Here is a 16,046-nt window from a genome sequence, read left to right as displayed (position 1 = left end):
GGTTCTGCCCCTAAAACGTCACAGGCTGTTCTGAGAAGGTGCGAATCAGGATCACGATCGAGATAACAGTAAAACTTGCCGCATTCGCCCAAAGAACGGCAAGCGCCCGATTGGGAACATTCGCAAACGGTTGGCGCTGTGCTTTTCGACCTTGGTACTTAGTGCGATCGCGAACCTCGGTTTCTACCACGGGCTTACCTTCTAGAATCAAATCCAGCCAATTCAAACTTTGAAGTTTGACAATAAACGTTCCTAAAAACATCAGAAATGCTAACCCAACCAATAACGGCGGATTGTTTGTTTCATCGAAAAAGATATACGTAATAAATTGCTGTCGCAGTGGGTCAGGCATCCAAGGTTCACTCACGAAAAAGATAAACCAACCCATCACCGTTGAGAGCAAATTTGCTGTAGACGCATACTGAATACTGGCTTTTCTGCCGATGCCTAGATATTTTTGTAGCACTAGGGCTTCAACGGCGATCGCTAAAACAATAAATAAAAGCTGATAGATAATCATCCGCAGAGGCAACACATCTGACATAAGCTAAACCGCACAAATTCACACCCAGAATTGTAAGTGCAAGCGTTGAGGTTTGCAGCAAAAAATATTGAAAAACTGAAGAAAAAGCGGATTGCTCACAACATAAAAATAAATCGCACTAAAATAAGCGCGTATTCGAGCTAGAAAGCGTTATGTCTGAGATCAAAATTGGCATCATTGGCGGCAGCGGTCTTTACAAAATGGAAGCGCTCAAAGACGTAGAGGAAATGTCGATCGAGACTCCTTTCGGTTCTCCCTCTGATGCGTTGATTGTCGGCACTTTGGATCAAACTCGTGTGGCTTTCCTGGCTCGTCACGGTCGCAATCACCATCTTTTGCCCTCAGAGCTACCCTTTCGCGCCAATATCTACGCCATGAAGAGTTTGGGAGTTGAGTATCTGATTTCTGCTTCGGCGGTTGGATCGCTTAAGGCTGAGGCGAAACCGTTGGATATGGTGATTCCGAATCAATTTATCGATCGAACAATTCACCGCATTGGAACCTTCTTCGGGGATGGTGTTGTCGCTCATGTCGCGTTCGGTGATCCGGTCTGTCTCGAACTTGCAAAAGTGTTGGGAGATGCGGTTGAAAGTCTGAATCTGGAGAATGTGAACCTACATCGGGGTGGGACTTATGTATGTATGGAAGGTCCTGCATTTTCGACCAAAGCGGAATCGAATTTGCACCGCAGTTGGGGCGCGTCTGTGATTGGAATGACGAACTTACCCGAAGCAAAACTGGCACGAGAGGCGGAGATTGCTTACGCGACTTTGGCACTGGTGACGGATTATGACTGCTGGCATCCGGATCACGATAGTGTCACAGTTGATATGGTGATTGCGAATCTTCAACGCAATGCGGTTAATGCTCAGAAAGTGATTCAAGAAACGGTCAGACGATTAGCTGAGAATCCGCCCGTTTCTGAAGCTCATTCTGCACTCAAATATGCGATTTTGACTCCGAAGGATAAGATTTCTGCGGAGGCACGAGAGAAATTAGAATTGTTGGTGAAGAAATATCTTTAGAGGGGTTGTGTCCAAGTCCTGTGTTGACGCGAGTTTGTCGCTGCGATACAGTCCGCCCGGAGGTAAACGCTCCGGGCTAACAGGAGAAAGGGGACTGAAGCCCCCTAAGAGGGCGATTTCAGTCCGCTTCAGCGGGGTTCCCTCGATTAGCCCGGAGCGTTTACCTCCGGGCGGGTTCGCGGATGAACAAACGTGCCAAAATCCACAAATTCCTTCAGCCCACGGTTTGTACTTGCTCGATCGCTAATCTCTCCTCTTCTTCCCGCGCCTTCAATTCGTCCAAATCGTGCCAAACCTGACGCATTAATTCTTCAAGCCCGAAGCGCGACACAGCCGAAATCTTAAACACTTTCGTTCCGCTGAGTTGTTCGAGTTCAGAAGCGATCGCATTCACTTCCTCGCCATTTGGGTCGATCGCATCCAGTTTATTGATCGCGAGAATTTGAAGTCGATCGCTGAGTCCGCGTCCATACGCATCCAATTCGCTCTGAATGGTTTGATAATCTGCGATCGGATCTTCCGCAGTCGCATCGACCAAATGCAATAACAATCGAGTCCGTTCCACATGGCGCAAGAAATCATGTCCGAGTCCGATTCCCATGTGTGCGCCTTCGATCAGTCCCGGAATATCCGCAAATACAGTTCCATCTCCAGTCGGTTTCCGAACGACTCCTAAGTTTGGAACCAAAGTTGTAAACGGATAGTTCGCAATTTTCGGACGTGCCGCAGACAAAGCAGAAATCAAAGTCGATTTACCTGCATTCGGCAAACCAATGATTCCAACCTCTGCTAAAAGTTTGAGTTCGAGACGAAGAGATTTCGCTTCTCCTGGTTGTCCTGGAAAGGCATTTTCGGGCGCACGATTACGATTGCTCAAAAAACAATGATTGCCCAGTCCACCTCGTCCGCCTTCTGCAACTTTGAAGGTTTGACCATTCTCGGTTAAATCCCCGATCGCTTCATCGGTTTCGGCATCATAAATCACGGTTCCGCAAGGCACTTCGACAATGAGATCGCGTCCTGATGCTCCGGTGCAATTGCTTGATCCGCCCTTCTGACCGTTGTCGGCTTTGAACAATCTCATATAACGAAAATCGAGCAGCGTTTGAAGATTCTCGTCCGCCTTCAAAATAACTGAGCCACCGCGTCCACCATTTCCGCCGTTCGGTCCACCCGCAGGCACGTACTTCTCCCGACGGAATGACACCATGCCATCGCCGCCATCGCCCGCCTGAACCTGAATTTCCGCCTGATCAATAAATTGCATAGCCTTGCGCTGAGTCCCACTCTTTCTATGTTAAAGAGTCTATCGAATTTCTGTTGGGGATGTTGATTATACAGGTTTCAGGTTATGCAAGACGAAGATCAACGCGATAATTAATGCAAGATGCGCGATCGAGGATGTTCTAAATGGTTTTGCAGCAACCGAAACGGCAATTAGTCCCACCGCTGGCGAGTGGCGATCGTTTAACTCGCGCCGAATTCGAGCGACGATATGAAGCGACCCCAGAACATTTCAAAGCAGAGTTGATCGAAGGAGTGGTTTACGTGGCATCCCCTGTTCGCGCCTTTCATGGCATTCCTCATGCAGATTTAGTAACGTGGCTTGGTGTCTACCGCTCAGCAACGCCAGGTGTTAGTCAAGCAGACAACACAACGACAAGACTCGATCTAGACAATGAACCTCAACCGGATTCCTTGTTGCGAATTGTTCAAGGTGGAACCTCAACCCTAAGTGAAGATGGTTACATCGAAGGTGCGCCTGAACTGGTTGCAGAAATCGCGACCAGTAGTGCAGCGATTGATTTGGGTGCGAAGATGGCTGCTTATCGCCGCAATCGTGTTCAGGAATATTTGGTTTGGCAGACCTTTGAGAATCAGTTAAGTTGGTTCAGATTAGAGAATGAGCAATACATCCTAGTTGAACCAGATGAGAACGGGCTGATTAAAAGCCAAGTGTTTTCAGGACTTTGGCTCGATGTTGCAGCACTGCTCAATGGTGAATTGTTTGCTGTTCTGAACGCACTACAACTCGGACTGCGATCACCAGAACATCAAGCGTTTGTTCAAGAATTAGCAAAACGTTTCTAACGAGTTTTCCAGAAGAAATCAGCAATTCCGGCTTCTTTCAAGTATTCTGCGGATGGATTGAGCAAGATTTTTGATTGTTTAATTCCTGGCATTCGTCGATCGACACGACTCGGAATTCCATCCCCGTAAATAATGTGTCCTTGACCTGCTAATACAACAATTTGTCGATCAGGATTCTTTTTCAAAAACTGCACGATCGCGTCTGCCATTGTTTCGTCCCACAGAACTTGAGCTTGGAAAAACGAATTAAACCAGCGGCTACTTCCTTTTCCAGCATGAGCAGAAAAGATTTTTTGTAAGCGATCGCGATATCGCTCTGGTTCTAATTTGATTTCGTCGATCGGCGGAATGTAGCGCTTCTCTTCTGCGGTCAAACTTTCTAATCCTTGACGCGCAACTTTGCGAGTGACTTCCATTGGTGTGTTCAACGCAATCACAGGCAATTGATTCTCTTTTGCGAAGTTAATAATCGGATAGTAAAACTCCCAAGAATATCCCCACCGTTTATCGAACTCGGTAGACTCTCGCAGCGTTGATTGGTTTGCAGTCCCCGCAAGATAGCTATCTAAGCCAGATTGAAACGGACGCTGGAACATTTCCATGCCGATCGCTAATTTGGGATTTTGTTGATAGAGCGATCGAATAATTTCCAACTGAGCACGATGATCCGCTTCACTATCATGTGTTTCACCTAGATAGATCACTCGCGATTGTTTCAACTGTTTCAGAACCGTCTGAGCATCTAACTTTTGCTGTGTCGGCGTTGTAATCGTTGGAGTTTGAGCATAGCTTGGTGCTGTCCAGAAAACGAACAAACTCAGGGATAAAGCGCAGAGTTTTGCAATAGATCTTCCGCTCATAAATCTTCTCCAACGATCGCTTCAATTTGCTCTAGGTTAGTAGGTAAATCAATGCTCAGAACTTCCGAACCTTCAGAAGTAACTAACACATCATCTTCGATCCGAATGCCACGAACATCTGAGAAATCAGCTAATCGATCCCAGTTCACAACTTCACAATATTTCTCTCTGCGCTCCAGATCATTGAGCAATGCTGGAACTTGATAGAGTCCTGGCTCGATCGTCACAATCATTCCAGCTTTCAACGGTCGATCGAGTCTCAAATATCCCAATCCAAATCGCTCACTGCGCGATCGACCTTTTTCATATCCAGCCAGATCGCCCAAGTCTTCCATGTCATGCACATCAAGCCCCAATAAATGTCCAATTCCATGCGGAAAGAACAACGTATGAGCATCTTGATCCACTAAATCGGCTGGATTACCCCGCAAAATTCCGAGATCGATCAAGCCTTCTGCCAAGGTTTCACAAGCCAATAGATGAATATCGCGATATTCAACACCGGGACGAATTTTATCAATCGCTCGATCGTGCGCTTCCAAAACGACCTCATACAATGCCCGCTGAGTTGGCGAAAACTTTCCGGATGCCGACCAAGTTCGAGTGATGTCTGATGCCCATCCTGATTCAGTTTCTGCTCCCACATCTGCAAGGATGAGATCGGATGGCTCGATCGCATGATGATAATGTTCATTGTGCAAAACTTCGCCATGCACCGTCACAATGCTGTTATAAGCACAGGTCATATTGTGCGACAGAATGACACTTTCCATTGCTGCTCTGATCTGCGCTTCGGTTTTCGCCTTCAGAGTGGCTTTCATTCCAGCTTGATGAGCTTCAATTGTGACAGCAAGCGCTCTCCGAATTTCAGCGATCGCACTTTCATCATGAATCAATCGCAACTTGACGATCGCTTCCATCACTGCCGGATGCTCTTCAACCGGAAATCGCTTCATCTCAGACAACGGATAAGCTTCATCGGCTCCAATTTCTGCGGCAATCTGATCACGAGATGGCGATTCTCCATGCCAAAGAGCGCTTGAAAGCTTCGGATCATCGAGGAATAAAGTTAAGCGATCGCCTTCAATCCGCACCGCTGCATTTGGCAAAGATAGTCCTGCAAAGTAGAGAAAATGACTACTTGCCCGAAACGGATAAGTATTTGCTGGAAAATTGCGAGACTTGAACTCTCCAGATTTCAGGACGATCGGAAAATCAATCAATTCAGAAAGTCGCTGTCTTCGAGATTTGAGCGTATCAGCCAATCGACTCATGAAGGTTTTTCTGCTAAGACTCCATTTAAAAAGATATCGGCAATTCCCTCTGCCATCTCTTTCATTTCATTCGGAGAACTTCCCGGAGCCATAATCGTGTCTTGACTGAATCCCGCGATCGTAAACATTCCCAAGAACACTCGCGCCACCATTCTCGGATTCATCTGACGATAAATTCCTTGATCCATCGCTGTTTGAAAGAATGCTTCTGCTACATCGGTCATTTTATCGACCACTTCAGATTGAATTCGATCGCGTAAATCCGGATGAAACTGAGCTTCCATAAAACAGACCTTAAACAGATCCACATTCTGGTGCATATTCAACATTCGTTTCCGCATCACTTGAGCGATCGCTTTGTAACTTCCCATTTCGCTCAATTCTGTCAGCAAATCAGTCAAAATCTCGATCCATCCCTGAGTCGCCACTTCGATCAAGATTGCTTTTTTATTCGTAAAATGTCGAAATAAAGTCCCTTCCGCGACTCCTGCTTTTTCTGCCAAATCCCTTGTGGTTGTGCCATCGTAGCCTTGTTTGGCAAACAATTTCAGCGCCGCTTTGAGAATTCGTGTGCGGGTTTCGGCTTCAGCTTGTTGAGGCATCCGATTAGTAATTGGCATTGCAGTGGAAAACAGACGGAATCAGGAAAATCGCCTGTTATTTTTATTGTGCAAGCGATCCTTTTGCTCTGCACTAAAGTGTCATAGAGTTTACAGATTTCAATTAGAGAAATTGCGTTGACTCAATCCGTCTTTAACTTTCGTAATGTTTCGCAAATGCGGAAGCTGTTATTGCACTGATGGAAGCTGTAATAAAGATCACAGTTCGGTGCTCGATCGTGTACCGAACTGTGGTCAGCCCCTTACAAATTCAGTTTCATACTAAGGTGAAGTCGGAGATGGTGAAGTTGGAGAACTTGAAGCTGTAGTTCTATTGGTTTTATTCAAAGATCTCATCACTTCTTGACCACTGGTTCCAGCAGGACCATTGCTGCGAATCGTCAAAGCCCCATCGAATTCATCTGCTTTTTGTTGCTCAGATTCGGATGTGGGCGACCCAGTTGGAGAGCTACTCGGAGATTCGATTGGAGAACTCGGAGAGCTACTTGGAGACTCAGTTGGAGAACTCGGACTCATTGGAGAACTTGGAGAGCTACTTGGAGACTCAGTTGGAGAACTCGGACTCATTGGAGAACTTGGAGAGCTACTTGGAGACTCGATTGGAGAACTTGGAGACTCGGTTGGAGAACTCGGACTCACTGGAGAACTTGGAGAGTTACTTGGAGAACTGCTCGGAGATTCAATTGGAGAACTCGGACTCATTGGAGAATTCGGATTCATTGGAGAACTCGGATTCATTGGAGAACTCGGAGAGCTACTTGGAGAGCCAGTTGGAGAACTCGGATTCATAGGGAGGCTTGAAGGCGAACCTTGTGAATCTGGAGAAATCGGTTCTCTAGGTTGAGCGATCGCTGGTGATGTGAATACTGCAAAAGCGCTCACGGCACCTGCCAGCTTCAAGAAGTTTGCTACAAATCCTGACTTCAATCGGGTCATAATCTATCTCCTTTAAAACAAGTCGAGACTCTGAGTGAACAATTTCAACGTGAGGATTAACCTCAACAGGCACTCAGCTTAGTCAACGATCTCTGATTAAAGTTCTTCCTGAAGTCGAGAATGATATTTTACTTCCCTGCCTAAAGTGAGTCTAAAACTGTGATTGAAGATCTATCTTTAGGGTGGTTCTAGAATTCCACATTTTGAGGCGTGCGTGGGAATGGAATTACATCACGGATGTTTGCCATTCCAGTCATAAATTGCACTAACCGTTCAAATCCCAAACCAAATCCAGCATGAGGCACAGTCCCGTATCGGCGCAGATCTAGATACCACCAGTAAGTCGCTGGATCTAATCCTTGCTGAACAATCCGACGCTCTAAAACGTCTAGCCGTTCTTCCCGCTGTGATCCGCCGATGATTTCTCCAATCTTAGGCGCGAGAATGTCCATCGCTCGAACCGTTTTCTCGTCATCACTCAACCGCATGTAGAATGCTTTGATTTGCGTTGGATAATCAGTCACGATCGTAGGTTTCTTAAACAGATCCTCAGCTAAATATCGCTCGTGTTCCGACTGCAAATCTAAGCCCCATTCCACCGGATACTCGAATTTTTTGTCAGCTTTTTCAAGAAGCTCGATCGCTTTCGTATAAGTAATCCGCTCAAACTGATTGTTGATAATATTCTCTGCGGTTGCCAACACGGAATCATCAATCCGAGCATTGAAAAATTCCATGTCTTCGGGGCAATGTTCCATCACGTAGCTGAAGATGTATTTCAAAAATGCTTCAGCCAAGTCCATATCGCCCTCTAGATCACAGAACGCCATCTCTGGCTCGACCATCCAAAATTCTGCTAAGTGCCGCGAAGTGTTAGAGTTTTCTGCTCGAAAAGTTGGACCAAAGGTATAGACATTGCTAAAAGCCATCGCCATAATTTCAGCTTCAAGCTGTCCGCTCACTGTTAGATAAGCAGGCTTGCCAAAAAAGTCCTGAGTGTAATCAATCTCTTTTTGCTCATTCAGCGGTACTTTCTTCAAATCCAAACTTGTGACTGCAAACATTTCGCCTGCACCTTCAGCATCGCTCGCAGTAATCACAGGCGTATGAACCCACAAGAATCCGCGCTCTTGGAAAAATTGATGAATTGCAGTCGCGCAAGCATTTCGGACTCGGAAAACTGCACCTAAAGTATTGGTCCTCGATCGCAAATGTCCAATGTCCCGCAAAAATTCAAACGAGTGCCGCTTCTTCTGCAACGGATAAGTTTCAGGATCAGCTTCTCCATAAACCTGCAACGTACTTGCTTTCAATTCGATCCGTTGACCTTTTCCTGGAGACGGTACGAGAACACCTGAAACTTCCACCGAAGCCCCGGTACTAATTCGTTTCAAACTCGCCTCATAATCCGGAACATCCTGATTAATGACGACTTGCAGCCCTGCCATCGAAGAACCGTCATTCACCTCAATAAATGAAAATCCTTTTTGTTCTCGCTTCGTCCGAACCCATCCTTGAATGGTGACAGTTTCATCCGGTTGACCAGCGCGAAGAAGTTCTGCAATACGTCGAGTCATAAGAATACTAGGGGCTAGACAAACTATTCGAGGGAGTTGTGGAATTGTTTGGTGCAGGTGTTTTGAGAGTGATGAATGCCAGCGACCAACCGATCGCAATGCCCAATCCTCCAAACCGTACTGCCTGCCAAAAAACTTCCTTCAAGCCTGACCAAGAAAATAGCCGACTTTCCAGATTCAATTCCAATTCTCCTAATTGTTGCTCAATTTCTCGCAATTCGGCTTTGAGCTTGGCAGATTTACCTTGAGATTGCAGATTAGCTTTGCGCTCTTGTAATGTTTCAAGCTGCTGTTGATCGCGTTGAACTTGAGCATACCGATCTTTCAAATCAAGGAGCGATCGCTCTACTTTTTCTAATGCCTGATCAAAGGGAAGTTCGTCGGAAGAAGCCGCCATGCGTCAGAATAATTGAGTAGACGCTTCATTCTACTCACTCTTACTTATGTCAGAAACTCTTTCTTCCCAACAATCGCTTTCCGAAGTCAGCACGATCGAACTCGCTCAAGCTTTAGTCGAACGATTGAGCATCAGCGATCGAGATTGGCATCGTCTCAAATCAAATCGTAAAGCCAGAGCGATCGAACAATCTGCGGTGGCTTTGGTCTACTTGCTCAAAGAGAATCCAGAGGAAGCCTTGCCCCGATTGCAGCAAGCAGTAGGCTGGCTTGATCGTTCGATTTCGGCTCCTCCTTGTCCGAGTCATGGCGATCGACATTAAGCTTTCTTGCCAAATTTCGACTTCAAATCGTTGAGCGAGACTGGCTTTTGAGGAACTTGTTTCTGCTCAGACCGTTTTGGTGTGGGCTGATTTTTTGTGGGAACTGCGTTTTCCGACTTCATCGATAAGCTAATTCGTTTCAGTGCTTCGTTCACTTCCAGCACTCGGATTTTCACCACTTGCCCAACTTTAACGATTTGGTTTGGATCGCTGACAAATCGATCGCTCATCTGCGAAACGTGAATCAGCCCATCCTGGTGGACACCAATATCAACGAATGCACCGAAGTTCGCGACATTGGTGACAATTCCTTCAAGTTCCATTCCAACTTTGAGATCTGAGATTTCTTTGATCCCCTCCTTGAAGGTTGCATATTTAAATTCAGCACGTGGATCACGTCCCGGTTTCTCTAATTCGCTGATGATGTCTCGTAATGTCGGTTCTCCGACCGCATCAGTCACATATTTTTTCAAGCTTGATCTAAGTTGCGATGCAATTTGAGCCGTTTCTGAGAGCGGAACTTTTAGATCTTTTGCGATCGCTTCCAAGATCCCATAACTTTCTGGGTGAACAGCCGTATTATCTAATGGATTCTTCCCGCCTCGAATTCTCAAAAATCCTGCGGCTTGTTCAAATGTTTTCGCGCCTAATTTTGGCACTTTTCGGAGAGATTTACGATCGACAAATGCTCCATTTTCATTCCGATAAGCAACGATATTATTTGCAACTGCCGCACTTACACCTGATACAAACATCAGCAATTCTTTCGATGCTGTGTTGAGATCCACGCCGACGTAGTTCACACAGCTTTCAACAGTTTCATCAAGTTTTTTCTTCAAAAGTTTCTGATCAACATCATGTTGATATTGTCCAACCCCGATCGACTTCGGATCAATTTTGACTAATTCAGCCAATGGATCTTGTAATCGCCGTCCAATACTGATCGCACCTCGAACGGTAATATCTAAATCTGGAAATTCTGCGATCGCAACCGGACTGGCGGAGTAAATTGAAGCTCCAGATTCATTCACAATCACTTTGATTGGTTTACGTTCCAAATTCACGAGAACTTCCGCAACAAATTCATCAGTTTCACGGCTTGCAGTTCCATTCCCGATCGCAATCAAGTCAATCTTATATTTTTCAATTAATTGCTTTAGAGTAACTGCCGCTTGTTTCCGCTTTTCTGCTCCAGTGTGTGGAAAAATCGCTTCGTATTTCAGAAACTTTCCAGTTTGATCGAGTACTGAAACTTTACAACCTGTCCGAAATCCAGGGTCAACTGCTAATGTTGGTTTCATTCCTGCCGGAGCCGAGAGCAATAATTCTCTTAAGTTTGTTTCAAAGGTTTTGATTGATTCAATATCGGCTTCTTGTTTTTTCTGCGATCGCACCTCCGAAATAATTGAGGTTTTCATCAATCGATTAAACGCATCTTTCAGCATCGATCGATAAAATTCTCGTACAGCTTTCCCTCGAATCACTTGATTTTCTAAATATTGCTGTACTGCATCTTCATCGAATGTCAGATCAAAACTCAGAATTCCTTCTGATTCCCCACGACACAAAGCCAAAAGATTATGAGGCGCGATCGTTTTCACCTTCGCCTGATAACTTCGGTACATTTCAAACTTTGTTGTCCCTTCAGGATGATCATTTTTAATTCGAGAAACAAACACACCTGTATTGAATAGGAACTCTCTTAAATACGATCGTAGTTCTGCTCTTTCTGAAACTTCTTCCGCCAAAATATCTGCTGAACCTTGTAGCGCTTCTTCAACGGTTTTAACTTGCTCTGATAAATACTTCTTCGCCTCTTCTTCCAGCGAAACAGCCTGCGCTTTCGGTTGATTCAAATTAGCAATAAATTCTGCTAGTCCACCCAAACCTTTTTCTTTTGCGATCGTCGCTCTCGTTCTCCGCTTCGGACGATACGGCAAATACAAATCCTCAAGCTCATTCTTCTGTAAACAAGCTTCAATTTTGCTCTTCAATTCCTCAGTTAATTTGCCCTGAGACTCGATCGATTCCAGAACGCTTTTCTTCCGCTCCTCTAACTCCGTCAAATAAGTAAATCGATCGAACAAATCCCGCAACTGTACTTCATCCATTTCGCCCGTTCGCTCTTTGCGATATCGCGCAATAAATGGGACCGTCGCCCCTTCTGCGAAGAGTTCTAGAGCATTGGCAACTTGGAACGATCGCAGTGAAAGTTCTTCTGCCAGAAGTTGAGGAATGTTGATCATGAGAAAAACCGGAACTCAGAGTCCGTCAAAATTCTGCTGAGTTCCGAGTTTAACTTAGAATCGCTGAGGTGTCACAGTTCCCGGTCTAGTCGTTCCTGGCGTTGTCGCGGGTGGCAAGGGTGAGCTTTGACCTGGAGAAACAGGCGGCGTAGGCGTGACTGAACCTGCTGGCGGTGTCGTGATAGGCGGAGTTATCGTTGAACCTGGCAATACCGTCGGTAGTAAATCACGGCTGCGATCGGTCGCGTCAATGCAATTCGCGATCGATTGATCCGTTGCCAATTTCAATTCCCGACTCAAACCCACTACACATCTAGAAAATCGCTCCGGCAACAAACTCCGACGACACCCATCCAAAACATTAATCGTCGCAGTACTAGGCGCTCTTCGAGCAATCTCCGTCACGCAGTTTGCTGCTTCCACCGGACGACGAACCTGACGACACACCGAAAGCGCATCATCTCCAGAGATATTATTCCGAGTAATCCGCGTCACACAAATTCCCAAGTCTTTCGGGCGAATTGCTTTCGCACAGGCATCCGCCGCCACTGCTGCCGCCACTCTTCCCCGCGTCAAATCCCGCGCACAGTTATCAAAATCCGCTTCATCTACACCCGGACGAATCAGCAAATCATCCAACACTGCTGCTCTCGCTGGAATCGCCAAAGCAACCAAACTCCCTCCGATGATAGATGCGATCGCACTCCGCATCCCCACCGACTGCATTAACTCTCGAATTGACATGCCCAAAATCCTCGCCCCACAAATTCAAACGTTAGAAAAAATTGTGGCACATCCTTCTTCTGAAGCGATATGAAGATCCAGGAGATTTAGTCAGACGGCTCATCCTAAGCACAAATTGTGGTTAATCGTACCTAAATTTTTATCACGATAAAAGTTGCAATTTGCATACGAGTACTCTGAATCATTACCCCCAATGAACTAGAGTGATAACAGGTAGACCTTACCCTACTGCTCACATCACATCATCCGAAGGATACCCCGGTATGCATTTGAGTGAATTGACCCACCCAAACCAGTTGCATGGATTATCGATTTTTCAGCTACAGCAAATCGCGCGTCAAATCCGCGAAAAGCACTTGCAAACGGTGGCAGCGATCGGGGGACATCTCGGTCCTGGCTTGGGTGTTGTTGAACTGACCCTCGCCCTGTATCAAACCCTAGATCTCGATCGCGACAAAGTGATCTGGGATGTCGGACACCAAGCGTACCCCCACAAATTACTGACCGGACGCTACGCTGATTTCCATACGCTTCGACAAAAAGATGGCGTTGCAGGCTACCTGAAACGCTGTGAAAGCAAGTTCGATCATTTCGGTGCAGGTCACGCCTCGACCAGCATCTCTGCCGCTCTCGGTATGGCACTCGCTCGCGATGCCCAAGGCGACAACTTCAAAGTTGCCGCAGTGATTGGAGATGGTGCTCTCACAGGCGGAATGGCACTCGAAGCTATCAACCACGCTGGACATTTACCAAAAACGAATCTCCTCGTCGTTCTCAACGATAACGAGATGTCGATTTCTCCCAACGTCGGTGCAATTCCCCGCTATCTAAACAAAATGCGGCTCAGTCCTCCAGTGCAATTCCTCACGGATAACATCGAAGAACAGATGAAAAACATGCCGTTCTCGCCAGAGTTGTCCCGTCTCAAAGAAGGAATGAAGCGTCTTGCCGTTCCGAAAGTGGGTGCTGTATTTGAAGAATTGGGCTTTACTTACATGGGTCCAGTCGATGGACACAATTTAGAAGAGTTGATCGCAACCTTTAAAGAGGCACATAAGCACCCCGGTCCTGTTCTCGTCCATGTGGCAACCGTCAAAGGAAAAGGCTATGCGATCGCAGAGCAAGATCAAGTCGGCTACCATGCCCAAACTCCGTTCAATCTCGCGACCGGAAAAGCGATTCCTTCTAACAAGCCCAAACCCCCCAGCTATTCCAAAGTATTCGGGGAAACGTTGAGCAAACTGGCAGAAGACAATCCCCGTATTCTTGGAATTACTGCGGCAATGGCAACCGGAACCGGACTCGACATTTTCCAAAAACGAGTTCCAAAACAGTATATTGATGTCGGCATTGCAGAGCAACATGCGGTCACATTAGCCGCTGGACTTGCCTGCGAAGGAATGCGCCCCGTTGCAACGATTTATTCAACCTTTTTGCAACGTGCCTACGATCAAATTGTTCACGATGTCTGCATCCAAAATCTTCCAGTTTTCTTCTGCCTGGATCGCGCTGGCATCGTTGGCTCTGACGGTCCGACTCACCAGGGAATGTATGACATCGCTTATCTACGATCAATTCCCAACATGGTGCTAATGGCTCCCAAAGACGAAGCCGAACTCCAGCGAATGCTCGTCACCGGAATCAATCACACCTCAAGCCCGATCGCGATGCGCTATCCACGCGGCAACGGTTACGGTGTGCCTCTAATGGAAGAAGGCTGGGAAGAATTACCGATCGGTAAAGCCGAAATTCTCCGCCAAGGTGACGATCTCCTAATGATTGGTTACGGTTCAATGGTTTATCCTGCGATGCAAACCGCAGAGATTCTCAGCGAACACGGCATCGAAGCCACCGTAATCAATGCCCGATTCGCGAAACCGCTTGATGAGGAGCTAATTCATCCGCTGGCTCAAAAGATCGGTCGAGTGGTCACGCTTGAGGAAGGCTGTCTACCTGGAGGATTTGGAAGTGCGATCGTCGAATCCTTAATGGATGCCGGAATCGTTGTCCCAGTCACTCGCATTGGTGTTCCTGATATTCTGGTCGATCACGCAACCCCCGATGAATCTAAAGCGGAGTTAGGACTGACTCCTCCACAGATGGCGGATCGAATTCTGAAGGCGTTTGCGAAACAAGAAAGTGCGATCGCAGCGCTCTAAACAATCAAAAGAGGTTCTCGATTAATTCGATCGAGAACCTCTTTTCTTTGGAATTCTCGATCGTCAACTCTTAAGCTTGACATACAGAACCTTGCCGAGAGGATTACTTTCGCTGGCTACTTCTTGAACTTCAAACAAGCCAACATCCCGAATTAATGCTCCAAGCTTGCTATATTCATAATTTCTCGAATCAAAAGACGGGGAAATTTTATTAATCTGTGAGCCAAACGCTCCTAAATTGGCTAATCCGTCTTCTCCTGCGGCAGCTTCATAAGCCCGTTTCAGTAAATTAATCAACTTCTTGTTCTGCCGCAATTTTGCAACTTTAGAGTCAGTTTTATCACTCTCCTCCTGCTTATTTGTCTCTTGCTCTTTCTTGGAGTGCCCATTCTTTGCTGAAATCTGCATTAGCTCTTCTTCGCTGCTAGATTTCTTCCCGGAAGTTGTGCCAGATTCCTCTCCACCCAAAATCTCAGTGTATGTGAACTTATCGCAAGCCTTCTGAAAGGGGGTAGGCGTTTGTTTTCGTCCGAATCCATACACGAACAATCCAGATTCTCTTAATCGACAAGCCAGCCTTGTGAAGTCGCTATCACTAGATACCAAGCAAAATCCATCAAAGTTGCTTGTGTACAACAAATCCATCGCATCAATAATCAGAGCACTATCTGTCGCGTTCTTGCCAGACGTATGGCTGTACTGCTGAATCGGCTGAATCGCATAAACGTGCAATTTCTCTTTCCAGCCTTTCAACTGACTCTGTGTCCAGTCTCCATATATGCGTTTCACATTAGCCGTTCCATACTTAGCGACTTCTTCCAATAACGGCTCAATCAAATTTGCGCTTGCATTATCCGCATCAATCAGAACAGCGAGTCGATCGTCTCTCAGTTTTCGCTCTCCCACAGATTTCTCCCTAACAGCGATTAAAAACAAGAATTCCCAAAATTCAAGCCTAACCAACTGCACCCAGGAAGATTTCAAAGCCGCAAATCCCCTCACAGCGGTTGGTTGAGGTGAAATCGAAAAAAGATCAAAAGAGGTGTTGACATTTTCCGAACCCTGACGTTATATTGATTAAGCGGTGAGGGAAGCCAAGCGAAAGCGGCGCTCCAAACCGAAGTCTGAACCTATACAACAGAATAGTTTAGAAGCCAGAGAAAGGAAAGCCTTCGTCAAAAAAATGTTTCTCTTAGTTGAGGAACCGGAAGGAAAACCGGATAAATTACTACGAGCTACGAACTTATCTAT

The 16,046-nt window shown here is 46.2% G+C and carries 15 protein-coding genes; 5 read left to right on the top strand and 10 right to left on the bottom strand.

The genetic code is table 11. From position 1 onward, the window contains the following. Positions 1-10: 10 nt before the first annotated feature. Positions 11-544, bottom strand: coding sequence for a filament integrity protein FraC (gene fraC, locus ACQ4M5_RS26870; RefSeq protein ID WP_430678809.1), 534 nt, complete (start codon positions 542-544; stop codon positions 11-13). Positions 545-696: 152 nt separating this feature from the next. Between fraC and ACQ4M5_RS26865 the strand changes: the two genes are divergently transcribed. Continuing rightward, complete coding sequence (locus ACQ4M5_RS26865) at positions 697-1,569, top strand: S-methyl-5'-thioadenosine phosphorylase (RefSeq protein ID WP_430678808.1); 873 nt, start codon at positions 697-699, stop codon at positions 1,567-1,569. 214 nt (positions 1,570-1,783) lie between these two features. Here ACQ4M5_RS26865 and obgE read toward each other — a convergent pair whose 3' ends face one another. Continuing rightward, the gene (obgE, locus tag ACQ4M5_RS26860) at positions 1,784-2,836 is read right to left on the bottom strand and encodes a GTPase ObgE (RefSeq protein ID WP_430678807.1); all 1,053 of its coding nucleotides are present in this window, start codon (positions 2,834-2,836) and stop codon (positions 1,784-1,786) included. A 143-nt stretch (positions 2,837-2,979) separates the two neighbouring features. Between obgE and ACQ4M5_RS26855 the strand changes: the two genes are divergently transcribed. Then, complete coding sequence (locus tag ACQ4M5_RS26855) at positions 2,980-3,660, top strand: Uma2 family endonuclease (protein WP_430678806.1); 681 nt, start codon at positions 2,980-2,982, stop codon at positions 3,658-3,660. Here the strand turns inward: ACQ4M5_RS26855 and ACQ4M5_RS26850 are convergent. The 3 genes from ACQ4M5_RS26850 to ACQ4M5_RS26840 are packed head-to-tail and all read right to left on the bottom strand — an operon-like array spanning position 3,657 to position 6,414. Further along, complete coding sequence (locus ACQ4M5_RS26850) at positions 3,657-4,520, bottom strand: ChaN family lipoprotein (protein ID WP_430678805.1); 864 nt, start codon at positions 4,518-4,520, stop codon at positions 3,657-3,659. The genes ACQ4M5_RS26855 and ACQ4M5_RS26850 overlap by 4 nt on opposite strands. Beyond that, positions 4,517-5,794, bottom strand: a complete 1,278-nt coding sequence (locus ACQ4M5_RS26845) for an aminopeptidase P family protein (RefSeq protein ID WP_430678804.1) — start codon at positions 5,792-5,794, stop codon at positions 4,517-4,519. Before ACQ4M5_RS26845 ends, ACQ4M5_RS26850 begins: the two co-directional genes overlap by 4 nt. After that, on the bottom strand, positions 5,791-6,414 hold the full coding sequence (locus tag ACQ4M5_RS26840; RefSeq protein ID WP_068381652.1) for a TetR/AcrR family transcriptional regulator: 624 nt from the start codon (positions 6,412-6,414) through the stop codon (positions 5,791-5,793). Before ACQ4M5_RS26840 ends, ACQ4M5_RS26845 begins: the two co-directional genes overlap by 4 nt. Before the next feature lie 427 nt (positions 6,415-6,841). On the opposite strand from ACQ4M5_RS26840, the gene ACQ4M5_RS26835 reads away from it, so the two are divergent. Next, complete coding sequence (locus tag ACQ4M5_RS26835) at positions 6,842-7,258, top strand: hypothetical protein (protein ID WP_430678803.1); 417 nt, start codon at positions 6,842-6,844, stop codon at positions 7,256-7,258. 280 nt (positions 7,259-7,538) lie between these two features. Here the strand turns inward: ACQ4M5_RS26835 and asnS are convergent, their stop codons facing one another. Both asnS and ACQ4M5_RS26825 read right to left on the bottom strand, forming a co-directional pair. Next, the gene (asnS, locus tag ACQ4M5_RS26830; RefSeq protein WP_430678802.1) at positions 7,539-8,927 is read right to left on the bottom strand and encodes an asparagine--tRNA ligase; all 1,389 of its coding nucleotides are present in this window, start codon (positions 8,925-8,927) and stop codon (positions 7,539-7,541) included. 7 nt (positions 8,928-8,934) lie between these two features. Continuing rightward, positions 8,935-9,324: a hypothetical protein gene (locus ACQ4M5_RS26825; protein ID WP_430678801.1), complete on the bottom strand. Its 390-nt coding sequence runs from the start codon at positions 9,322-9,324 to the stop codon at positions 8,935-8,937. Between the two features lie 46 nt (positions 9,325-9,370). Between ACQ4M5_RS26825 and ACQ4M5_RS26820 the strand changes: the two genes are divergently transcribed. Next, on the top strand, positions 9,371-9,646 hold the full coding sequence (locus tag ACQ4M5_RS26820) for a DUF6439 family protein (protein ID WP_430678800.1): 276 nt from the start codon (positions 9,371-9,373) through the stop codon (positions 9,644-9,646). Here ACQ4M5_RS26820 and ACQ4M5_RS26815 read toward each other — a convergent pair. Further along, a complete protein-coding gene (locus ACQ4M5_RS26815; RefSeq protein WP_430678799.1) occupies positions 9,643-11,892 on the bottom strand; it encodes a Tex family protein in 2,250 nt (749 codons plus the stop codon). The genes ACQ4M5_RS26820 and ACQ4M5_RS26815 overlap by 4 nt on opposite strands. A gap of 54 nt (positions 11,893-11,946) precedes the next feature. Further along, positions 11,947-12,636 (bottom strand): hypothetical protein, encoded by a 690-nt coding sequence (locus tag ACQ4M5_RS26810; protein WP_430678798.1) that lies wholly within the window; start codon positions 12,634-12,636, stop codon positions 11,947-11,949. 278 nt (positions 12,637-12,914) lie between these two features. On the opposite strand from ACQ4M5_RS26810, the gene dxs reads away from it, so the two are divergent. Next, on the top strand, positions 12,915-14,795 hold the full coding sequence (gene dxs / locus ACQ4M5_RS26805; RefSeq protein ID WP_430678797.1) for a 1-deoxy-D-xylulose-5-phosphate synthase: 1,881 nt from the start codon (positions 12,915-12,917) through the stop codon (positions 14,793-14,795). Positions 14,796-14,858: 63 nt separating this feature from the next. Here the strand turns inward: dxs and ACQ4M5_RS26800 are convergent, their stop codons facing one another. Continuing rightward, positions 14,859-15,701, bottom strand: coding sequence for an NYN domain-containing protein (locus ACQ4M5_RS26800; RefSeq protein WP_430678796.1), 843 nt, complete (start codon positions 15,699-15,701; stop codon positions 14,859-14,861). Positions 15,702-16,046: the final 345 nt, after the last annotated feature.

This window comes from Leptolyngbya sp. AN10, assembly GCF_050565645.1.
Classification (GTDB): domain Bacteria; phylum Cyanobacteriota; class Cyanobacteriia; order Leptolyngbyales; family Leptolyngbyaceae; genus Leptolyngbya.
The sequence above is the reverse complement of the archived record's forward strand: the minus strand, read 5'-3'. Positions and strand labels throughout refer to the sequence as shown.